At 71.8% G+C, this 20,647-nt stretch carries 21 protein-coding genes; 12 read left to right on the forward strand and 9 right to left on the reverse strand.

Annotation, left to right across the window (positions count from 1 at the left end):
* Positions 1 to 466 precede the first annotated feature (466 nt).
* A complete protein-coding gene (xylA, locus tag Dsi01nite_RS36770) occupies positions 467 to 1,627 on the forward strand; it encodes a xylose isomerase (RefSeq protein WP_203850985.1) in 1,161 nt (386 codons plus the stop codon).
* On the forward strand, positions 1,624 to 3,114 hold the full coding sequence (gene xylB, locus Dsi01nite_RS36775) for a xylulokinase (RefSeq protein ID WP_203850986.1): 1,491 nt from the start codon (positions 1,624 to 1,626) through the stop codon (positions 3,112 to 3,114). Before xylA ends, xylB begins: the two co-directional genes overlap by 4 nt.
* 676 nt (positions 3,115 to 3,790) lie before the next feature.
* Here the strand turns inward: xylB and Dsi01nite_RS36780 are convergent.
* Genes Dsi01nite_RS36780 through Dsi01nite_RS36795 form a run of 4 tightly spaced genes read right to left on the reverse strand, consistent with a single transcriptional unit; the run spans position 3,791 to position 6,798 of the window.
* Positions 3,791 to 4,051, reverse strand: a complete 261-nt coding sequence (locus Dsi01nite_RS36780) for a DUF4235 domain-containing protein (protein ID WP_203850987.1) — start codon at positions 4,049 to 4,051, stop codon at positions 3,791 to 3,793.
* Positions 4,048 to 4,437, reverse strand: a complete 390-nt coding sequence (locus tag Dsi01nite_RS58745; RefSeq protein ID WP_203850988.1) for a DUF3618 domain-containing protein — start codon at positions 4,435 to 4,437, stop codon at positions 4,048 to 4,050. Before Dsi01nite_RS58745 ends, Dsi01nite_RS36780 begins: the two co-directional genes overlap by 4 nt.
* A complete protein-coding gene (locus Dsi01nite_RS36790; protein ID WP_203850989.1) occupies positions 4,434 to 4,973 on the reverse strand; it encodes a phage holin family protein in 540 nt (179 codons plus the stop codon). The genes Dsi01nite_RS58745 and Dsi01nite_RS36790 overlap by 4 nt, the downstream gene beginning before the upstream one ends.
* A gap of 58 nt (positions 4,974 to 5,031) precedes the next feature.
* Positions 5,032 to 6,798, reverse strand: a complete 1,767-nt coding sequence (locus Dsi01nite_RS36795) for an MFS transporter (protein WP_239136431.1) — start codon at positions 6,796 to 6,798, stop codon at positions 5,032 to 5,034.
* A gap of 49 nt (positions 6,799 to 6,847) precedes the next feature.
* Here Dsi01nite_RS36795 and Dsi01nite_RS36800 point away from each other — a divergent pair, with 49 nt between their 5' ends.
* From Dsi01nite_RS36800 to Dsi01nite_RS36810, 3 genes are read left to right on the forward strand one after another with little or no spacing between them, the layout of a single operon-like run.
* Positions 6,848 to 7,834 carry a TetR/AcrR family transcriptional regulator gene (locus Dsi01nite_RS36800; protein WP_203850990.1) on the forward strand — a complete coding sequence of 329 codons (987 nt, stop codon included), beginning with the start codon at positions 6,848 to 6,850 and terminating at the stop codon, positions 7,832 to 7,834.
* Complete coding sequence (locus Dsi01nite_RS36805; RefSeq protein ID WP_203850991.1) at positions 7,831 to 8,385, forward strand: hypothetical protein; 555 nt, start codon at positions 7,831 to 7,833, stop codon at positions 8,383 to 8,385. Before Dsi01nite_RS36800 ends, Dsi01nite_RS36805 begins: the two co-directional genes overlap by 4 nt.
* A gap of 31 nt (positions 8,386 to 8,416) precedes the next feature.
* Positions 8,417 to 9,256 (forward strand): DUF1028 domain-containing protein, encoded by an 840-nt coding sequence (locus Dsi01nite_RS36810; protein WP_203850992.1) that lies wholly within the window; start codon positions 8,417 to 8,419, stop codon positions 9,254 to 9,256.
* 142 nt (positions 9,257 to 9,398) lie between these two features.
* Here Dsi01nite_RS36810 and Dsi01nite_RS36815 read toward each other — a convergent pair whose 3' ends face one another.
* Complete coding sequence (locus Dsi01nite_RS36815) at positions 9,399 to 10,439, reverse strand: LysR family transcriptional regulator (RefSeq protein WP_203850993.1); 1,041 nt, start codon at positions 10,437 to 10,439, stop codon at positions 9,399 to 9,401.
* A gap of 176 nt (positions 10,440 to 10,615) precedes the next feature.
* Between Dsi01nite_RS36815 and Dsi01nite_RS36820 the strand changes: the two genes are divergently transcribed.
* Positions 10,616 to 12,067 (forward strand): aspartate aminotransferase family protein, encoded by a 1,452-nt coding sequence (locus Dsi01nite_RS36820; RefSeq protein ID WP_239136432.1) that lies wholly within the window; start codon positions 10,616 to 10,618, stop codon positions 12,065 to 12,067.
* Between the two features lie 115 nt (positions 12,068 to 12,182).
* Here Dsi01nite_RS36820 and Dsi01nite_RS36825 read toward each other — a convergent pair whose 3' ends face one another.
* Both Dsi01nite_RS36825 and Dsi01nite_RS36830 read right to left on the reverse strand, forming a co-directional pair.
* Positions 12,183 to 12,845 carry a response regulator gene (locus Dsi01nite_RS36825; RefSeq protein ID WP_239136433.1) on the reverse strand — a complete coding sequence of 221 codons (663 nt, stop codon included), beginning with the start codon at positions 12,843 to 12,845 and terminating at the stop codon, positions 12,183 to 12,185.
* Positions 12,835 to 14,073, reverse strand: coding sequence for a GAF domain-containing sensor histidine kinase (locus Dsi01nite_RS36830; protein WP_203850994.1), 1,239 nt, complete (start codon positions 14,071 to 14,073; stop codon positions 12,835 to 12,837). Before Dsi01nite_RS36830 ends, Dsi01nite_RS36825 begins: the two co-directional genes overlap by 11 nt.
* A 124-nt stretch (positions 14,074 to 14,197) precedes the next feature.
* Between Dsi01nite_RS36830 and Dsi01nite_RS36835 the strand changes: the two genes are divergently transcribed.
* From Dsi01nite_RS36835 to Dsi01nite_RS57660, 4 genes are all read left to right on the forward strand, one after another.
* On the forward strand, positions 14,198 to 14,848 hold the full coding sequence (locus Dsi01nite_RS36835; RefSeq protein ID WP_203850995.1) for an SDR family oxidoreductase: 651 nt from the start codon (positions 14,198 to 14,200) through the stop codon (positions 14,846 to 14,848).
* A 164-nt stretch (positions 14,849 to 15,012) separates the two neighbouring features.
* Entirely contained in the window at positions 15,013 to 15,996 is a 984-nt protein-coding gene (locus Dsi01nite_RS36840; protein WP_239136434.1) for an S-adenosylmethionine:tRNA ribosyltransferase-isomerase, read from the forward strand.
* Between the two features lie 46 nt (positions 15,997 to 16,042).
* Positions 16,043 to 17,440, forward strand: coding sequence for an HNH endonuclease signature motif containing protein (locus Dsi01nite_RS36845; RefSeq protein ID WP_203850996.1), 1,398 nt, complete (start codon positions 16,043 to 16,045; stop codon positions 17,438 to 17,440).
* 26 nt (positions 17,441 to 17,466) lie between these two features.
* A complete protein-coding gene (locus tag Dsi01nite_RS57660) occupies positions 17,467 to 17,919 on the forward strand; it encodes a hypothetical protein (RefSeq protein ID WP_239136435.1) in 453 nt (150 codons plus the stop codon).
* 361 nt (positions 17,920 to 18,280) lie between these two features.
* Here Dsi01nite_RS57660 and Dsi01nite_RS36855 read toward each other — a convergent pair whose 3' ends face one another.
* Together Dsi01nite_RS36855 and mug are read right to left on the reverse strand one after the other, a co-directional pair.
* Positions 18,281 to 18,742 (reverse strand): VOC family protein, encoded by a 462-nt coding sequence (locus Dsi01nite_RS36855; RefSeq protein WP_203850997.1) that lies wholly within the window; start codon positions 18,740 to 18,742, stop codon positions 18,281 to 18,283.
* Positions 18,743 to 18,856: 114 nt separating this feature from the next.
* Positions 18,857 to 19,501 (reverse strand): G/U mismatch-specific DNA glycosylase, encoded by a 645-nt coding sequence (gene mug / locus Dsi01nite_RS36860; protein WP_203850998.1) that lies wholly within the window; start codon positions 19,499 to 19,501, stop codon positions 18,857 to 18,859.
* A 48-nt stretch (positions 19,502 to 19,549) separates the two neighbouring features.
* Here mug and Dsi01nite_RS36865 point away from each other — a divergent pair, with 48 nt between their 5' ends.
* Both Dsi01nite_RS36865 and Dsi01nite_RS36870 read left to right on the forward strand, forming a co-directional pair.
* Positions 19,550 to 19,975 (forward strand): ester cyclase, encoded by a 426-nt coding sequence (locus tag Dsi01nite_RS36865; RefSeq protein WP_203850999.1) that lies wholly within the window; start codon positions 19,550 to 19,552, stop codon positions 19,973 to 19,975.
* 44 nt (positions 19,976 to 20,019) lie between these two features.
* A complete protein-coding gene (locus tag Dsi01nite_RS36870; protein WP_203851000.1) occupies positions 20,020 to 20,439 on the forward strand; it encodes a RidA family protein in 420 nt (139 codons plus the stop codon).
* Positions 20,440 to 20,647 lie beyond the last annotated feature (208 nt).

A 20,647-nucleotide genomic window follows, 5' to 3' on the forward strand; every position in this document is an offset into this window, starting at 1 on the left:
GTGCCTGACGGTGCCGTGCCTGACGGTGCCGTGCCTGACGGTGCCGTGCCTGACGGTGCCGTGCCTGACGGTGCCGTGCCTGACGGTGCCGTGCTGGCTGTGCTCGGCTTGTGCTGTGCTCGGCTTGTGCTGCGCTCGGCTTGTGCTGCGCCTGACGGTGCCGTGTCGCACTTGCGGTCGGACGTCGCGTGCGCAGGTCCGGCGCGCGGTTCGTGGGCGGTGCCGCGACTCGGCTGCGGTGGAGCGACACGATCCGCCGGCGCCGGCTCGCGGTTCCGGCTCGGTCGTTCGGCGCTCCGGGTGGGCTTGGGCTGGAGATTCTCGCAACGCTACGTCCTGATCGGGCCGGATATTTCAGGATACGTGGGTAGGTGCAAGCTGGTTAGTTCTGATATTGAACTAACCCCGCCTGGCGGCGTAGGGTGCTAACCGTCCGCCAACGAACACCCCGCTAAGAGGTAACTTCATGAACGATTACCAGCCCAGCCGCGCCGACAAGTTCTCGTTCGGGCTGTGGACCGTCGGCTGGCAGGCCCAGGACGTCTTCGGCGGCCCCACCCGCGCCCCGCTCGACTCCGTCGAGGCCGTCCACCGCCTGTCCGACCTCGGCGCGGCCGCCGTCACGTTCCACGACGACGACCTGTTCCCGTTCGGCAGTGACGACGCGACCCGCGACCACCTGATCTCCCGCTTCAAGGACGCGCTCAAGGCGACCGGCGTGCGCGTCGAGATGGTCACCACCAACCTCTTCAGCCACCCGATCTTCAAAGATGGCGGGTTCACCTCCAACGACCGTGCGGTCCGCCGCTTCGCGATCAAGAAGGTGCTGCGCAACATCGACCTCGCCGCTGAGCTCGGCGCCGAGACCTACGTGCTGTGGGGCGGCCGCGAGGGCGCCGAGTCCGGCGGGGCCAAGGACGTGGCGGCCGCGCTCGACCGGTACCGCGAAGGGCTCAACCTCCTCTGCGCGTACGTGCGCGACCAGGGCTACGACATCCGCTTCGCGCTGGAGCCGAAGCCGAACGAGCCCCGCGGCGACATCCTGCTGCCGACGATCGGCCACGCCCTCGCCCTGATCTCGACCCTCGAGGAGCCCGACCGGGTCGGCCTCAACCCCGAGGTCGGGCACGAGGAGATGGCCGGGCTCAACTTCGCCCACGGCATCGCCCAGGCGCTCTGGCACGGCAAGCTGTTCCACATCGACCTCAACGGCCAGCACGGCCCGCGCTTCGACCAGGACCTGCGTTTCGGCGCCGGTAACCTGCGCGGCGCGTTCTGGACCGTCGACGTGCTCGAGACCGGCGGGTACACCGGCTACCGCCACTTCGACTACAAGCCGCCGCGGACCGAGGACTACGACGGCGTGTGGGAGACCGCGCGGGCGTGCATGCGCAACTACCTGATCCTCAAGGAGCGGGTCGCCTCGTTCCGTGCGGACCCGGAGGTCGCCGCGGCGCTCGAGGCGGCGCGGGTCAACGAGCTGTACGAGCCGACCCTCTCCGAGGGCGAGACCATCGAGTCGCTGCGCGCCGAGGAGTTCGACGTCGAGAAGCTCGCCGCCCGCGGTGGCGCGTTCGAGTACCTCGACCAGCTGGCGATGGAGCACCTGCTGGGCGTCCGTTCGTGACCAGGCGCCTCGTCGCGGGTGTCGACACGTCGACCCAGTCGACGAAGGTGCTCGTGTGCGACGCCGACACCGGTGAGGTCGTGCGGGAAGGGCGCGCCGGACACCCCGACGCGACCGCGGTCGACCCGGCCCACTGGTGGCGGGCGTTCGGCGAAGCGACCGGTGACAGCCGGGGCAGTGACACGCAAGTTGGCGGGCTCCTCGACGGTGTCTCGGCCATCGGTGTCGGCGGGCAGCAGCACGGCATGGTGCTGCTCGACGAGGCCGGCGACGTCGTCCGCGACGCGCTGCTGTGGAACGACACGCGCTCCGCCGGCGCCGCCACCGACCTCATCGCCGAACTGCCCGGCGGCGCCGAGGCCTGGGCCGCCGCGACCGGGCTCGTGCCGGTGGCCAGCTTCACCGTGACGAAACTGCGGTGGGTCGCCGAGCACGAACCGGACAACGCCGCCCGCGCCGCGAGCGTCATGCTGCCGCACGACTGGATCACGCACCTGCTGCGCGCCGACCGATCCGACGCGGCCGGCGCGTCCTCGGGCGGCCCGACCACCGACCGTGGTGACGCGTCGGGGACGGGGTACTGGTCGCCGGCGTCAGGCTCGTACCAGCCGCAGCTGTTGCGGTTGGCGTTCGGGCGGGACCTGGCGGTGCCGCGGGTCGCAGGTCCGGCCGAGGTGGTGGGAGAGACCGTCGCCGGTGCCCTTCTTGCGCCGGGCACCGGCGACAACATGGCCGCCGCCCTCGGCCTCGGCCTGCGGGCCGGCGACGTCGTGGTGTCGCTCGGCACCTCGGGCACCGTCTTCGGCGTGTCGGAGCGGCCGGTCACGGACCCCAGCGGCACCGTCGCCGGGTTCGCCGACGCGACCGGCCGGCACCTGCCGCTCGTCGCGACCCTCAACGCGGCACGGGTCCTGTCGACCGTCGCCGCGCTGCTCGGGGTCGACCTGTCCACATTGGACGAGCTGGCGCGATCGGCGGCGCCGGGGGCGGGCGGGTTGACGCTGCTGCCGTACCTCGACGGGGAACGCACCCCGAACCTGCCCGACGCCCGCGGCCTGCTCAACGGCATCACCCGCGGCAACGCCACCCCGGCGAACCTGGCCCGGGCGGCGGTTGAGGGCATGCTGTGCGGGCTCGCCGACGGCATCGACGCGGTCCGGGGCCTGGGTGTGCCGGTCGAGCGGGTCCTGCTCATCGGTGGTGCCGCCGCCTCCGCCGCGGTACGCGAGGTCGCACCCGCCCTCTTCGGAGTGCCGGTCAGCGTGCCGGACCCGGGCGAGTACGTCGCGTTGGGTGCCGCCCGGCAGGCGGCATGGGTGCTCGACGGCGGCGCGGAACCGCCGGCGTGGCGGGTGCCCGGGACCGCCCCGGCGGCGCAGACCTCGGGGCCGCAGATCTCGGTGCCGCAGATCTCGGTGCCGCAGATCGGCGAGACCCGCAAGGTGTACGCCGACGTGCGCGACCGGGCGCAGGCGCTGCTGCAGTAGCGGATCGGGATTCGGGGTGGACTGCCCACGGGCGTTGGTGAGGCGCCCGGTGCGGTGGCCGGGCCGGGATGTTGTTGGGGCGTCCCGGCCCGGACCCTGATCCGGTCCGGTATGGAACTGCTGGTCGTCGGTGCGGTCGGCGGGCTTCAACTCGTCCGCCCGCGCTCGAGGCGAGCCCCCCGACCCGGCCCGACCCGGTCTGGGTCGGCGGGTTCCGATGGGTCAGCGCGGCATCTGGGGTTCCGGTGCCGGGCCGTCCGCCCGACGGCCCGACACCGGACTCCCGCGCGCCGGTCCCGCTCCCTCGTGCGGTGCCGGCGCTGGATCACGCTTGCAGAACAGACTCTGGGCCGGTCGTGTTGCGCGGGACGGTTCCGGGACGGGAGCGCGTGCGTTGCCGGGGCAGGCCGGATGACATCGTGTCCACCGGTCGGCGGACATGAAGAAGGGCCGCCCCGCATGGGGGAGACCCTTCTCACGATCGTTACGGCCGGCTCGGCGCTGTGAGTCCAGTCGCTCGGCGCTGTCGGGCCGGTCGCTCAGCGCAGCGCGACCGGTCGCTCCGCTCGGTCAGGCTGGTCGCTCCGCTGGGTCAGGCTGGTCGCTTCGCTGGGTCAGGCTGGTCGCTTCGCTGGGTCAGGCCGGTCGCTCCGCTTGGTCGGGCCGGTCGCTCCGCTCAGTCGGGCCAGTCGCCCGTGACGCGGCGGACGCCGGCTGCGCCGCCGCGGTCGATCGCGGCCTTCACCACGGCGAAGATCGCGCCCTGGAGGGCTGCGGCGGCGAGGACCTCGCCCCAGCCGTACTCCTGCGACGTCGCCTGCGGGGCCTCTTCCTCACCGGAGAGCCGCTTCCAGATCTGCTTGAATACGATCCCGGCCGCGACGCCACCGGCCACGCTGAACGCGATGCTGAACGGCTTGTACAGGATCTTGTTCACTCGTGTCCCTTCCGGTATCCGACCAGCGCCGCGATGATCAGCAGCCCCGAGGCCACCACCCACGGTGCCGGGCGTTCCCGGACCGACTGCACCATCCGCTGCAGCGTGTGCTGCACGGCCTGGCGCGGGTGGGTCCGTAGCTCCCGGCCGGCGTACGCGGCGTTCACCGCGACCTGCTCCACGCCCTCCCGCATCCGCAGCTTCGCCGCCGTCACCGAGGTGGAGACGGCGTCCTGCGCGCGGGTCTTCACGTCCGCCTTGGCCGCGAGGGCCTCGACGGTCTCGCCCAACCCGGCCCGCGTCCGCGCGATCTCCTGGCGGAGTGCCTCGGGGTCGGTGGGTGCGGCGTGCCCGTTGTGGCCGTTCTTCGAGCCGGTCGCCGTCATCGGTGCCCCCGGTCCTTCACGGAGTTGGTGATCGTGTCGATGTCGGCCCTGACGCTGGCGACCGCGTCGTGCGGCACCGGCGGCACGGCCTTGCTGACCTGTGACTTGCCGAGCAGCGCCAGGATCCCGGCGACCGCCAGCAGGACCACGCCGACCAGCAGCGCCGACAACCACGCCGGCATGACCGCTGCGAGGGCGATGATGACCGCGGCGATCAGAGCACCCACGCCGTACAGCGCGACGACGCCGGCGCCGCCGAACATGCCGACGCCCAGCCCGGCCCGCTTGCCCTTCTGGGCCAGCTCGACCTGGGCAAGCTTCAGCTCGTCGCGCACCAGGGTCGAGACCTGCTCGGCGGCCAGCTTGACCAGCTCCGCCGTGGAGCGGTGGCCGTTGGCCGAGGTGGCAGTGCCCCCAACCGCTGTGCCCCCGACCGCAGGGCCCGCAACCCCAGCGCCCCCAACCGCGGGGTTGGCAACCGCAGGGGGCTGCACGCGCGGCGCGGTGGCCGGCCGGTCGTTCACGGTGTACGTCATGGCTTCTCCTCTCGCCCGCGTGTACCTGTTTCCCCGCGAACGCCCGGGTTAACCCATGTCACGCCACTGGTGCGGACGCCTCCGGAGCGGGCGTCGCGGCTGCGTCGGTGCCGGCCGAGGAGGTGCCGGCTGTGCCTGTGTTGGCAGTGTTTGTGCCGACTGTGCCTGTGTCTGTGCCGACTGTGTCCGTGTTGGCTGTGGGCGCGGCGGGTTCGTCGCGGGCGCGTTTCGGTAGGAGGAACGACAGGGCGGCGGCGAGGGCGAGCAGGCCGAGTTCCAGCCACAGCACGTGCCGCAGGCTCGCGTCGAAGGCCCGCTCCAGTTGCCGTGGCTGGGCCCAGGCGAAGAACGCGGTGCCGAGCGCGGCGACACCGATCGCGCCGCCGACCTGCTGGGCGGCGGTCAACGTGCCGGACGCCGAGCCGACCTCGTGCTCGTCGACCGAGGCCAGGACGATGTCGAAGTACGGCGCCATCGAGCAGCCCATGCCGATACCGAGCACCAGCAGCGACGCCAGCAGGGCGGCGTACGGGGCGCCGGACGAGACGGGACCGGCGGCGACCGTGAGGGTGACGAGCAGGGCGACGACGCCCGCGGCGAGCACGGCGGTGCCGCCGACGAGGAGGCGCCGGCCACCGAACCTGGCGCTCAGCACGTGCCCGGCGATCGCGCCTACGGCGGTGCCGAACGCCCACGGCGACTGGGTCAGGCCGGCCCGCAGCGGGGAGAAGCCGAGGCCGAGCTGCAGGTAGACGCTGAGGATCAGGGTCAGGCCCATCAGTCCCGCGAAGAAGATCAGGCCGACGAGCAGACCCGCGGTGAACCGCTGCTTCGCGAGGAGGCTGGGTTCGATGAGCGGGCTCCGGCCCGTGCGGTGCAGGCGCTGCTGGTACCGCTGAAACAACCAGAACGCGGGGACGGACAGGGCCATCATGGTCCACGCCCACCAGGGCCAGCCGAGCTCGCGGCCCTGGACGAGCGGGAAGACGAGAAGCAGCAGGGACACGCTGAGCAGGACCGTGCCGGTGAGATCGAGTGTGAGCCGGTCGTCAGTGCCGGCCTGATGAGCGCCGGCCTGATGAGCGCCGGCCTGATGAGCGCCGGCCTGATGAGTGCCGCCCCGAACGGTGCTGGCGGGTGTGGGTCGGGGCAGCACCAGCCAGGCGCCGATCAGGGCGGCGACCCCGACGGGCAGGTTGATCAGGAAGATCATTCGCCAGCCGGTGCCGAAGAGGTCGGCGTCGACGAGGACGCCGGCGAGGATCGGGCCGCAGACGGCGGACAGGCCCATCACGGGGCCGAACGCGCCGAAGGCGGCACCGAGCTTCTCCGGCGGGAACGCGGCCTTGATCAGGCCGAGGCCCTGCGGGATGAGGACCGCGCCGGCCAGCCCCTGCAGGATCCGGAACACGACGAGTGAGACCGGGCCGGGCGCGACGGCACACAGCAGCGACATGAGGGTGAACCCGGCGGCGCCGGTGAGGAACATGCGGCGGCGGCCGAAGATGTCGCCGAGCCGGCCGCCGGTGACCAGGCCGACGGCGAAGGCGAGGGTGTATCCGGCGGCGAGCCACTGCAGGAACGCGGTGCCACTGCCTGGACCGGCGCCTGAACCAGCACCGCCGGCGCCGGCGGGCCCGATCAGGTCGGCTCGGATCGAGGGGCCGGCGATGGCGATGATCGTGGCGTCGAGGAGGTCCATGACCTCGGCGGCCAGGACCACGGCGAGGACCGCCCACCGCCATCGGTGCGGGTCGGGGGGTTTGGTGCCGGGGTGGTCGTGGGTGGTGAGTGTAGCGCCGGTCGAACGCTGTTCGTTAGTCACGAACACTGTTCTACTTTCGAACACTGTTCGTGTCAAGTAGGATTGGCGGGTGACAGCCCGAGCCGTCTCCGAGCCCAGCCAGGTCAGCGCCTCGCCCGGTCAGGCCGGCCCTTCGCCCGAGTCCCCGTCGCCCGAGTCACGGCTGCCGGAGCCGCCGTGGCGGACCCGGCGGAAGGCGCCGGTCGCCCGGCAGCCGCTGAGCGCCGAGGCCGTGATCGAAACCGCCCTGCGGCTCGTCGACCGGGACGGGCTCGACGCGCTGAGCATGCGGCGGGTGGCGCAGGAGCTCGGGACCGGGGCGGCGTCGCTGTACGCGTACTTCGCGAACAAGGACGAACTCCTCGAGCAGCTCCTCGACCGGATCATCGGTGAGATCCCGCTGCCGGTCGTTTCCCTGGATCCGGCGGAGGACTGGGCGGCGGTGGTCAAGCGCAGCTGCTGGGAGAGCCGGGCGGTGTTCCTCGCCCACCGGGACCTCGTCAAGGTCGCCAGGGCCAGCATCCCCGTGGGACCCAATTCGCTGCGGTACATCGAAGCGATGCTCGCGGTGCTCCGCGGCGCCGGAATCCCCGACCGGATCGCCGCGTGGGGGATGGACCAGATGTCGCTGGTGATCGTGGCCGACGCCGTCGAGTCCGCGATCCACGCCAGCCGCGGGCGGCAGACGGAGGCCGACGCCGAGCCCTACCTGGCGCAGGTCCGCGAGTACTTCGGGGCGTTGCCCGCCGACCGGTTCCCGAACCTGGTGGCGATGGCACCGGCGATGACGGAGGGCAGCGGCGACGAACGGTTCGCGTTCGCGATCGACCTGATGGTGGACGGGCTCGCACGGTACGTCGGTGGGACGGGGGCCACCAGCGGGCGGGGCGCCGGAGCGGTTGTGCTTGAGTCGGGTGTGGCTGTGTTCGGTACGGCTGTGTCTGATGCTGCGGTATCTGATGCTGCTGTGTCTGATGTGGCTGTGTCTGATGTGGCTGTGTCTGGCGCGGCTGCGTCGGTGGTTGCTGGGTCTGTTGCGGACGGGGACGGGGTATGACGGCGATCGTGGGGTTGGTGCACACCGGCACCGTGTACATCGGTGGGGACAGCGCCGGAGCATCCGGCTGGAGCCTCACCGTGCGGGCCGACAGCAAGGTGTTCCACAACAACGGCTACCTCTTCGGGTTCACCACGTCGTTCCGGATGGGGCAGCTCATCCGGTACGCGCTGAAACCCCCGAAACCCGTCGGCGACATCGAACGGTTCATGGCGACCAGGTTCATCGACTCGGTCCGTGAGGCGTTGAAGGCCGGCGGCTGGGCGCGCCGGGACAGCGAACGCGAGGAGGGCGGCACGTTCCTCGTCGGGGTGAAGGGGCGGCTGTTCACCGTCCACGACGACTACCAGGTCGCCGAGGCGGCCGACGGGTACGCGGCGGTCGGCGTCGGCGACGAGATCGCGCTCGGGGCGCTGTTCGCGACGGCGGGGTCGCGGATGGCACCGCAGCGGCGCGTCGAGGTCGCGCTGCGGGCGGCGGAGCGGTTCAGCGCCGGGGTGCGGGGACCGTTCGTCTGCCTGTCCCAGCCGCCGAGCGCGCTGCCGTCCTGAGTAGGTCGCGGTTTCCGTTACGGTGGGCGCCATGACGTTCTCGATCGTCGGGCGATCCGCTGACGGGCTGTCCCTCGGTGTCGCCGTGGCCAGCAAGTTCCTCGCTGTCGGTGCCGCCGTGCCGGCGGCCGAGGCCGACGTCGGGGCGGTCGCGACACAGTCGCACGCGAACCTCGCGTACCGGGTCCAGGGGCTGGCGATGCTGCGCACCGGCACGACCGCCGCGGACACGATCGCCGGGCTCACCGCCGCCGACCCGGGGCGCGCGACCCGGCAGCTCGGCGTCGTCGGGCGGGAGGGCGCCGGGGCCACGTTCACGGGCGACGAGTGCTTCGCGTGGGCCGGTGGCGTCGCCGGCGACGGGTACGCGATCCAGGGCAACATCCTCACCGGCGCCGACGTCGTGCACGACATGGAGGCCGCCTGGCTCGCCAGCGCCGAGCCGTCGGGCGGCGCGTCCCTCGCGAGGCGCCTGCTTGCCGCCCTCGCCGCGGGGGACCGGGCCGGTGGCGACAGCCGCGGGCGGCAGAGTGCCGCGCTGTTCGTGGTGCGCCGCGCCGCCGGGTACGGCGGGCTCAGCGACGTCGAGGTCGACCTGCGCGTCGACGACGACCCGGACCCGGTGACCCGGCTCGGCGAGCTGGTGGAACTGTGGGAGCTGTACTTCCAGAAGCCCGACCCGGCGACGCTCCTGCCACTGACCGGCGCGCTCGCCGAGGAGGTGGCGCAGCGGCTGGAGTCCGTCGGCTTCGCCGACCTGGCGGGGTGGGCTGGCGTGGAGAACCTGGAGGAGCGCCTCGTCGAGGGCGCGGTCGACCCGCTCGTCCTGGCCCATCTTCGCGCGGCCACCCCGGACGTGACCGCGAACTGACGCCGTGCCGCAGCCGCGGTCGGGGGTGGGCGGCGGGGCGGGCATGCAGCTGCGGCCGGGGTGCAGGTTGCGGTCTGGTGCCTGTTGTGGTCGGGCGCTTTTGTGGTCGGGAGCTCTGTGGTCGGGCGCTTTGTGGGCGGGGTCAACCGCGTTGCTGGACGGAACGGCGGAGGGCGTCGACGACCGCCACGATCGAGGCGCGTTCCGCGGCGCTCCGGCGGACGGCGGCGGTGATGCGGCGGCGCATCGGATCGAGGATCGGTCGCGCCGTCACCCGGTACCGGCGGTCGACGGCGAGCTCGGGCAGCAGGGTCACCGACAGGCCGGCTTCCACATGGGCCAGCAAGGGTCCGTAGGAGGCGAAGAGACCGACGACCTCGGGTTCGAAGCCGGCTCGCCGGCAGGCGGTCGTCACCAGGTCGAACGTCCAGGTGCCGGGCAGTTCCGCGCTCCACGGGCGGGCGGCGAAGTCCGCCAGGTCGGCGGGTGCCCGGCCCTGCGGGGGCTCCTCGCCCGGGGGCGGCTGCGCTGTGACGAGCATGATCTCGTCGGTGGCGAGCGGGGTGTGGACGACGTCCGACGGGATCGGCGCCGAACCGTACACAGAGCTGCTGGTCGGGCTGCTGGTCGGGCTGCTGGTCGAGCTGTCAGCCGAGATGCCAGTCGAGATGCCAGTCGAGCTGTCGGCCGAGACGCTGGTCGAGATGCCGGTCGAGCCGGTGTTCAGTTCGGCGGTCACCACGACGTCGCACTCGCCGCGCTGCAGGGCCGCCACGCTGTCGGCCGGGTCCAGCTCCCGCACGGTGACCCGCAGCCGCGGATGGTCCCGGGTCAGGTTCCGCACCGAGTCCAGGACGAACGTGTTGAGCGCGCTGGTGAACGCACCCAGACGCACCCCGCCGACCAGCCCGCCCTCCGTGGCGTCGTACGCGGCGAGCTCCTCGTGGGCGGCGTCCATCTGGTCGAGGATCACCCGTGCGTGCCGGACCAGGGCCGTGCCTGCGGGCGTGAGCCGCAGCCGGCGGCCGGCGCGTTCGAACAGTCGGGCCGAGGCCTCCCGTTCGAGGACGGACAGCTGCTCGGACACGTTGGACGGGCTCAGCCTGGCCGACTCGGCGACGGCCCGGACGGTGCCCAGGCTCTCCAGCAGCGTGAGCAGCCGGAGCCGCCACGGATCAAGCATGTGGTGCGCTCCCTGCCGTGTCGTATGCGGCTGTCTTGTACGGCCGTCTGCTGTGGTCGGTTTGTGCGGTCGGTTTGTGCGGTCGGTTTGTGTGGTCGTCTTGTGCGGTTGTCCCGAACAGTATGTGCGGGATGATGCGCTGGAACCTGACAACGGCCTCGCCTACCGTCGATCGCATGGCTGACGATCGCATGGCTGACGAACGTGTGGCTGACACGGAGTTCTGGCAGGACGTGCGGCGGCACGTGGTGCGGTACGGAGGGGCGTTCACCCCGGAGATCATCGACCGGGCCGAGGGAAGCTACGTGTACACCGAGGACGGCCGACGGATCCTGGACTTCACGTCCGGGCAGATGAGCGCGATCCTCGGCCACGCGCACCCGGCGATCGTCGACACCGTGCGGCGGCAGGTCGGGACCCTCGACCACCTGTTCAGCGGGATGCTGTCGCGGCCGGTCGTCGAGCTGAGCCGCCGCCTCGCCGCCTCTCTCGACAAGGCGGCGGCCGGCATCGAGGCCGGTGCCGCCGATGTCTCCCCGGACGGTGCTGCTGGTGTCGCTCCCGATGGTGGCGGGCCGCTGACGAAGGTGTTGCTGCTGACCACCGGGGCGGAGTCCAACGAGGCCGCGGTCCGGATGGCGAAGCTGGTCACCGGCGGGCACGAGATCGTGTCGTTCGCCGGGTCGTGGCACGGGATGACACAGGCCGCCGCGGCGGCGACGTACAGCGCGGGGCGGAAGGGGTACGGGCCGAACGCGCCGGGGAACATCGCGATCCCGACGCCGAACGCGTACCGGCCGGACTTCACCACTCCCGACGGGGGCCATGACTGGCGGCGGCAGCTCGACCTTGCCTTCGACCTCGTCGACGCGCAGTCCGTCGGGAGCCTCGCGGCCTGCCTGGTCGAGCCGATCCTCAGCTCCGGCGGGGTCATCGAGCCGCCGGTCGGCTACTTCGCCGCGCTGCTGCGCAAGTGCCGAGAACGGGGCATGCTGCTGATCCTCGACGAGGCGCAGACCGGGCTGTGCCGGACGGGGACCTGGTACGCGTTCCAACGCGACGGCGTCGTCCCCGACATCCTCACCCTGTCCAAGACGCTCGGCGCCGGGCTGCCACTGGCGGCCGTCGTCACCAGCGCGGAGATCGAGGAACGGGCGCACGAACGCGGCTACCTGTTCTACACCACGCACGTCTCCGACCCGCTCGTCGCAGCGGTCGGCAACACCGTGCTCGACGTGCTCGAACGCGACCAGCTCGACGTGCGGGCCGGGGTGCTCGGCGGGCGCCTGCGGGAGGGGCTGCTGGAGATCCAGCGTCGCCACCCGGTCGTCGGGGACGTCCGAGGGAGGGGCCTGTTGCAGGGGATCGAGCTGCGAGACCAGGGAACCGGGACCGGGTCGCCTGGGTTGCCTGGGTCGCCTGGGTCGCCTGCGTTGGCAGGCGCGGACCGGATCGGGGCGGCGGTGACCCGGCGGTGCCTGGAGCTCGGGCTGCACGTCAACGTGGTGCAGTTGCCGGGGATGGGCGGGACGTTCCGGATCGCGCCGCCGCTGACCAGCACGGACGAGGAGATCGGACTGGGGCTGGAGATGCTGGACCAGGCCATCGGCGACGTCAGCGCGGGCTGAGCCGAAGGGCTGCTGTCGGCCGAGCGCTGTTGTCGGTTGAAGGGCTGCTGCCGGTTGAGGGGGCTGCTGCCGGTCGAGAGGCCGCCCGTCAAGAGGCTGCCGATCGAGCTCTGTGTCAGTCGAGGCCGGAGCGGACGGCGTACAGGGCGGCCTGGGTGCGGTCCTGCACGCCGAGCTTCATCAGGATCGCGCTGACGTGGGTCTTCACCGTCTTCTCCGCCAGGCCGAGCCCGCGGGCGATCTCGCGGTTCGAGCGGCCGCGGGCGACCTCGGCGAGGACCTCCCGCTCCCGCGCGGTCAGATGCGCGGACTCCGGCGGCGGTCCGCTGTCGGCCAGCAGGCGCGCGACGTCGGGATGCAGCAGCACGTGCCCGGCGTGCACAGCGCGGATCGCGGCAGCCAGAGCCGGTGGGTCGATGTCCTTGTAGACGTACCCGGCGGCACCCGCCCGCATCGCCGGAAGGACCGCTGACGGGTCGGTGAAGCTGGTGATGATGAGCACCTTCACGGCGCTCGGCCGGTGGAGGGCGTGCAGCGCCTCGACGCCGTCGCCGCCGGGCATCTTGAGGTCCAGGAGGATCACGTCCGGGGAGGTCGCGTCCGCGGCCGCGACGCAGGAGGCGCTGTCGTGGGCCTCGCCGACGACCACGATGTCGTCCTGCAGGTCGAGGAAGGTGCGCAGGCCTTGCCGTACCACGGGATGGTCGTCGACCACGAGCACCCTGATCTGGTCAGCGGGCGGGACAGTGGGCGGGACAGCGGGCGGGTCAGCAGCCACCGGGGACCTCCATGGTGACGGTGGTGCCGGCGCCCGGCTTCGACGCCACCGTCAGCCGGCCACCGACGCTCCGGGCGCGTTCCCGCATGGACGCGAGCCCCAGCCTGCGCTGCGCGGTCTTGACGGGGCGGGCGGTGTCGAAGCCGGTGCCGTCGTCGGTGACGCTCAGGGTGAAGCCGCGACCCGAGCGGCGGAGGTGGATGTCCACGTGGCGGGGGTCGCCGTGCCGGAGGGCGTTGTGCAAGGCTTCCTGGGCGACCCGGTACGCCGCCTCCTGGCGCTCCTCGGACAGCTTCGGCACCTGGTCGCCGGTGAACCGGATCCGGGCGGCGTGGACGCGGTCGAGCAACTCGGCCTGCCGCTGCAACGCCGTCGCCAGGCCGTCGCCCGCGAGGTCCGCGGGGCGCAGGCCGACCACGATGGACTTGAGCTCGGCGGTCGCGTCGGCGGCCAACCGGCGCACCGTGTCCAGCTCGGCCACGGCCCGTTGCGGGTCGCGGGTCACCAGGGCGGTGGCCGCCTCGGCGGTGAGCCGGAGACTGAAGAGCTTCTGGGTGACGGCGTCGTGCAGCTCCCGCGCGATCCGCTGCCGCTCCTCCACGATGGACAGTTCGCGGCTGCGTTCGTACAGGCGGGCGTTGACGATCGCGATGGCAGCGTGGGTGGCGAGCAGGCGCAGCAGCTCCTCGTCGTCGGCGTCGAACCCGCCGCGAACCGCCGAGGGTGGGGGAGCGGCTGGCGAGGGTGGAGGAGCGGCCGGCGATGGTGGGGGAGCGGCCGCCGAGTGTGGAGGAGCGGTCGGCGCTGCCGGTTGGCGGCGTTTGTTGGCGAGGAAGATCTCGCCGAGGATCTCGTCGCCGTCGACGATCGGCATGCCGAGGAAGTCGACCATCTCCGGATGGGCGGCCGGCCAGCCCTCGAACCGGGGATGGCTGCGGATGTCGGCCGAGCGGACCGGGTTCGGGTCACGGAGCATCGCACCGAGCAGGCCGTGCTGGCGGGGGAGCGGGCCGATCGCCCGCCACTGCGCGTCGGAGAGACCGTCGGCCAGGAACTCGCGGAACGAGCCGTTGCCGTCCGGGATGCCGAGCGCCGCGTACTCGGCGTCCAGGAGCCGCCGGGCGGCCGCGACGATCGTCTGGAGGACCTCGCGAACCGACAGGTGCGCCGTGACGGCCAGGACAGCCGCGCTGACCTCACGCAGTTCGTCGCGGTCACAGGCGGCCATGCTCCGACAGTACCGAGGCCGAGGGCCTTTGCACTTCGGCTCCTGGACCTAGGACCAAAGTCCTGGGCGGCCACCCGTCTGCGGCCCGATGGCGGTGCACGTCGCGCTGCATAGCGTCGCAGACATGCCAACTGCCATCATCACCGGCGCCTCCCGCGGACTCGGCCGGGCGCTCACGTCGGCCCTGGCGACGGCCGGTTGGACCGTCGTCGTCGACGGCCGGACCCTGACCGCCGCACCGGCCGAGCCCGGCGTGATCCCGGTGCCGGGCGACGTCACCGACCCGGACCACCGGGTCGCGCTCGTCGAGGCGGCGCTCGCCACCGGCCGGCTGGACCTGCTCGTCAACAACGCCGGCATCCTCGGCCCCAGCCCGCAGCCGCCGCTCGCCGACTATCCACTCGCGACACTCCGCGACGTGTTCGAGGTCAACGTCGTCGCCCCGCTCGCGTTGACACAGCTCGCGTTGCCGGCGTTGCGCAAGCATGACGGGGCCGTCGTCACCATCACGTCCGACGCGGCGATCGAGGCGTACGCCGGTTGGGGCGGCTACGGCGCGGCGAAGGCGGCCGCCGAGCAGGCCAGTCACGTGCTCGCGGTCGAGGAGCCGGACCTGCGGGTGTGGTGGGTCGACCCCGGCGACCTGCGCACCCAGATGCATGCCGAGGCCTTTCCCGGCGAGGACATCAGTGACCGGCCGCTGCCGGAGACGGTGACGCCGGCGTTCCTCGACCTGGTCACCGCACGACCGGCGTCGGGGCGGGTGCGGCTGTGACGGCGCTGGACCTCGCGATGAACCATGCCGGCCGGTCACCGTCCGACCCGCTGCCAACTGGGCCGCTGTCTGAGTCGCTGTCTGAGTCGCTGTCTGAGTCACTGTCTGAGTCACTGTCTGAGTCACTGGCTGGTGGGCGGCTGGATGGTGGGCGGCTGGACTTTGTGTTGCCGGCGGCGTTGGAGGCGCACGAACCGCCCGAGGCGCGAGGAATCGCCCGCGACGGTGTGCGGCTGCTCGTCGGGCAGGGAGCCGCCGTCACCCATCACCGTTTCACCGACCTGCCGGACCTGTTGCGCCCCGGTGACCTGCTGGTCGTCAACACGTCCGGCACGCTGCCCGCGTCCGTGCCGGTCGTCGGTACTCCGCTGCGGGTCCACTTCTCGACCCTGCTCGCTGACGGGCGCTGGCTCGTCGAGACACGCGGCGCCGACCTCAGCCCCCACCCCGGCCGGCCCGGGACGCTGCGCCTGCCCGGCGGCGGCACCGTCACACTCGAGGAGCCGTACTCGCGGGGCAGGCTGTGGTTCGCGTCGGTCCACACCGGTACTCCAGTTCTCGAGTTCCTGCACCGGTACGGGCAGCCGATCCGTTACCCGTACGTGCGACGGCAGTGGCCGCTCGAGGCGTACCAGACGGTGTTCGCGACGCAGCCGGGCAGCGCCGAGATGCCGAGCGCGGCGCGACCCTTCACCGACCGCGTCGTGGCCCGGCTGGTGTCGGCGGGCGTGCAGATCGCGCCGCTGGTGCTGCACACCGGGGTGGCGTCGCCCGAGGCGCACGAGCGCCCGTATCCGGAGTGGTTCCGGGTGCCGTCAAGCACCGCGCGGCTCGTCAACGACGCCCGAGCGGCCGGTGGCAGGGTCGTCGCGGTCGGGACGACGGCGGTCCGGGCGCTGGAGACGGTTGCCGGGGCCGACGGCCGGGTCGTCGCCGGTGAAGGCTGGACCGACCTGATCGTGACGCCGGACCGCGGGGTCAGGGCCGTCGACGGGCTGCTCACCGGCTTGCATGAGCCGAAGGCGTCCCACCTGGACCTGCTCGCCGCGGTCGTCGACCGGGAGTTGCTCGCCCGCTGCTACGCCGAGGCGGTCCGCGATGGGTACCTGTGGCACGAATTCGGAGATGTAAACCTGTTGTTGCGGTGAGTGATGGGCGGGGGTTTGTGTCGGGGGGTGGGGTTAGGTTCGGGGGGTGGGTGCGAATGGGGTGGTCGATCCGCTGACCGGGGTCCTCGCATCGCTGGCCGTCCTGGATCCTGAGACCCTCGACGACCAGTCGGTGCGGGGCTCTGTGCTGGCGATGCTCGAGTGCGCCAACACCCTCGACGCCGTCATCGCCCGGTTCACCCGCACCTTTGACGACAGGAAACTGTTCCACGAGGACGGCTACAACAAGACCACCCTGTGGCTCGAGGCGTATGCACGGCTGTCGGGGCCTGCCGCGAGCGCCCGGGTCCGTGCCGCCGGGATCACCAGACTGTTGCCGTCGCTCGAAGCGGCGTTCGTGGCCGGAGAGGTCGACGCCGAACACGTCAACAGGATCGGTCTGACCGCCGATCGGGTCGGCGCGGACGTGGTGCAGGAGGCCGAGGACATCCTTGTTCCGCTCGCGAAGATCGTCGACCCCGACACGCTCCGGTCGGCGTGCAACTACCTTCGCGACGAGGCACTGCGGGACAAGTCGACGCCGCCGGAGCGGCAATATGGGCGCCGTGGTGTCACCGTCAGCAGGATCAACGACATGTGGCATCTTTCCGGGCTGCTCGACGCAGAGACCGGGACGCTGCTGCGCGAAGCGCTCGACGCGTTCAGTCCGGCGCCGATCCAGGGCGACGACCGCAGCCCGGCACAACGCCGGCACGACGCGCTCGCGGATCTGCTCAACACCGTCGTCCGTGACGGGAAGGCCCCGGCGAACGGCGGCATGCGCCCACACATCGGGCTGCTGATGCCGGTGCGTCGGTATGTCGACCTCCATGATCACACCGGTGCGCCCGCCACGTCGGATGAGGCTGACGCAGCGCGGGCGATGCACGACAGGCCGTCGGCGGGCAGTGACGAGGTGCCGTTCTTCCCGGTGCCTGACGACGGCAACGAGCCCGCCGTCATGACCGGGTGGGGCCCGATCCCCGATGGCCTCGCGGCGAGACTGAGCTGCGACGCGATCCTCCAGCAGCTGCTGCTGCACCCCGACAACGGGCTTCCCCTGAAGCTCGGCCGGGCCTACCGCAACACACCACCGGCGCTCCGGCGGGCGCTTGCGGCACGGGATCCCGAGTGCCGGTGGCCCGGCTGCAGAATCCCCGCGAGCTGGTGCGACTCGCACCATCTGCGCGAGTGGGTCCGCCACCACGGCGACACCGACATCGGCAACCTGGTCATCCTGTGCCGGTATCACCACGTGTGCGTGCATGAGCGCGGGTGGGCGATGGACCGTGACCCGGCGACCGGATGGATCACCATCACCCGGCCCGATGGTCGGCCGTATGAGCTGGGACCGAGCCGGCCGAAGATCGACGGGTTCCGGCGTGGCGGCGGCAGGCCGCCACCAGGTCAGGACGCCGGAGCCCCAGACCCGCCACCGGAATGACGGTGCACGCGGGCTAGGGTCGCGGGATGACGACGCGGTGGTCAGGCTCGTCGGCCGGTGAGGTCACCGCCGCCCTGGAGGCGTTCGCCCGCAGGATCGGGGTGTTCGACCCGGTGAGCGGCTCCATCGGCGGTGCTAGCGGTGCTGGCGGCGGCGGTGCTGGCGGCGGCGGTGCTGGCGGCAGCGGTGATAGCGGCAGCGGTGATAGTGGCGCTGCCGGTGTCGAGGTGCGGGTCGACGGTGGGGCTGTGGTGCTGCTCTCGCCGGGGGTGGCGCGCGCGTTCGTGGAGGCGCTGCGGGCGTATCAGGATCCGAGAGACCGTGGATCCTGCGATCACTGCGGCGGACCGAGGCTCGACGACAACTTCATCTGCGCGGACTGCGGCCAGCCGAGCGGACTGTTCGGGCAGCTGCTCCGGGAACGGGCGGCCAGGTATGAGGGACCGGCCGGCGAGCTTGGTGGCGGACTGGGCGGGTGACGCCGGCCCGGGTCGGGGTCGCGCGGCAGAGCGGGGCGCGCGGTCGGTTGCTTGCGGTCCGCGTCCGAACTCGGGTGCAGCACGGTCCGATGAACGGGTCGGCCAGGACAGCCAACCTGTTCGAAGACGACGATCAGGTGGACGAGCGGGTCGAACGTGGACGGGTGGCGTGACGGTGGACGTCGCGAACCTCTTGACCGGTGTCGCGCGGGCCGCGTAAGGCAACGTCGTGCGGGCCGCGTAATGCAACGTCGTGCGGGCCGCCAGGTCGACATCGCGCGGGTCGCGTTGGCAATCTGGCTCGGGTCGTGTGGTCAACGCCGCGGCCATGACCTGGTTGGGTGCTTGCCCCGCAGATCGGTCAGCCCGGGTTGCGCATGTCGTTCGTCATGTCCGGTGAGGCGGCCGGGCCAGGCGGCTGATGCGCGTACAGCGGCGACCGGTCACCCACCAGCCACAGGTGGCCGAACGGGTCGAGGAACCCGCCCTGGCGATGGACGCCCCACGGCGCTTCATGGTCACGGATTTCATCGACGCTGCCGTCAGCACCCGCGGCCACTGCGCGTTCGATGAAAGCGTCCGGGTCGTCGACGAACACCTCGACCCGTGCCGTCCTCGTACGGGCGGCGGCCGGCGTGTCCCAACCGTTGTTCTCCGGCTCACCAAGGAAGAACGGCGCCCCACCGACGGTCAACCCGACGACTCCGCCGAGGTTCCACAGCTCGGTGGCCCCCATCGCCCGCGCGTACCACCGGGCGGCCTCGGTGGCATCGGGCACGGCGAGCATCAGCGAGATTACGGGACCGTGCGGTTGGGGGATCATCGTCGACCTCCTGCGGTTCGGTGCCTTGGTGCCTTGGTGCCTTGGTGCCTTGGTGCCTTGGTGCCTTGGTGTCGTGGTCGGGTCTTGTCACCTGGACATGGCCGCTGGGAGCGATCACCGCCGTAGCTGAGTGTCCTCTGCGCTGTCCGGGCTGTCCGGGTCCGCCGCGTCGGCGGTGGCTCCCCTGATCCTCGGGTGGTCCGTAGCCTGCCGGAGCGCCGCGAACTCTTCGGCGAGCCGGTCGAGCGTGAAGTGGGCGTTGAGACCGCTCGGATTCGGCAGGATCCACAGCCGCGCGCCACCGAACTCCTGCTCCTGCGGACCTACCTGCACCCGTTGCGTGCCGAACGCCGTTCGGAACGCGGTGACTCCGAGCACCGCCAGCCAGGCGGGCGCGAACCGTTCCACCTTCGCCCGCAGGATCACCCCGCCGGCGGTCAGCTCGTCCCGGGTCAGTTCGTCGGCCCGTGCGGTGGCCCGGGCGGCCAGGTTGGTGATGCCCAGCCCGTACCCGATCAGCAGGCCCTGCTCGTCCGGGCGCAACTGTCGCGGGGTGAACCCGCTGCGGTGCAACGCGGGCCAGAACCGGTTGCCGGGGCGGGCGAAGTGGTGCCCGGTCGCCGCGGACCACAGCCCGGGGTTGATCCCGCAGAGCAGGACATCGAGACCGGGCGCGATGACGTCCTCGAGCAACTTGTCCGCGGCGGCGGCCAGGTCCGCACGGCTCGGCCGGGCATCCCGGTTCAATGTCGACGCCATGCGGACAAGGATGCCAGGAGAGCTTCTACCGCCAGGCAGAGTGAAACGGTGGAGATTGCGTACCCGTCGATGGACCTTGATGCCGTGCTCTCGCTCTGGGACCAGCCGGTAGACGGCCGTGCCGATCCTGCCGCGGACTTCCGACGGTTCTACGCCGACCCCGTGCCGGTCAACGGCACCCCGATGACGGCCGACGACCTGGTGGCCCGTGCCCGGGCGTTGCAGGTCGCGTTCGCGGACCGGCGCACCGAACTGGTGCATCGGGTGGAAGCCGCCGGAAGGTTGGTGATCGGCTTCTACATGCACGTCAGGCACGTGGGCCCGTACGTCACGCCGCTCGGCCGGGTCGAAGCGACCGGCCGCCAGCTGAAGATCCGAGTCAACGACATCCTGACCGTCGAGAACGGGAAGATCACCGACATCTGGGTGATGTCCGACGACGTCGACCTGATGCGCCAACTCGGCCTGCTCTGACGGTCGTCGGTTCTACCGACGGGCGATCCACTACCGTTGGCGGCATGGGTGAGCGGCGGTTGATCTCCAGCGGTTCCACGTTCGAGCGGGAGATCGGATACTCACGGGCGGTCGTCGACGGTGACTGGGTCCACGTCTCGGGGACTACAGGGTTCGACTATGCGCTGATGACGATCTCTGACGACGTATTGGTGCAGGCACGGCAGTGCTGGGTCAACATCGACGCGGCGTTGCGGGAGGCCGGTGCCAGCGTTCAGGACGTCGTCCGGGTTCGGTACCTGCTGCCGGACGCCGCCGACTTCGAGCCCTGCTGGCCGGTGCTGCGGGAGTGGCTCGGTGAGGTGCGTCCCGCGGCGACGATGCAGGTGTGCGGGCTGTCGGACCCCCGCATGCGGATCGAGATCGAGGTGACCGCCCGCCGGTCAGGCAGTCGCGTCGCGCCAGGTTTGGGCTGGCCCAGGTAGGGCCGGAGCGCCACTGCGAGTGCTGCCGAGGTTCGGACCCGGCTCAGGCCAGGTCGGGGCTGGGTTGTGCCGGGCTGGGTTGTGCCCGGGCTGGGTTGTGCCCGGGCTGGGGTTGTGCCCGGGCTGGGGCTGTGCCTGGCAGGTCGGACTGCGTCGGGTCGGCGCGGGTCGAGCGGGGCCGGGGTGTGTCGGGGTGCCGAGATTGCTG

Source organism: Dactylosporangium siamense, from assembly GCF_016862795.1.
GTDB classification, from domain to species: Bacteria; Actinomycetota; Actinomycetes; order Mycobacteriales; family Micromonosporaceae; genus Dactylosporangium; species Dactylosporangium siamense.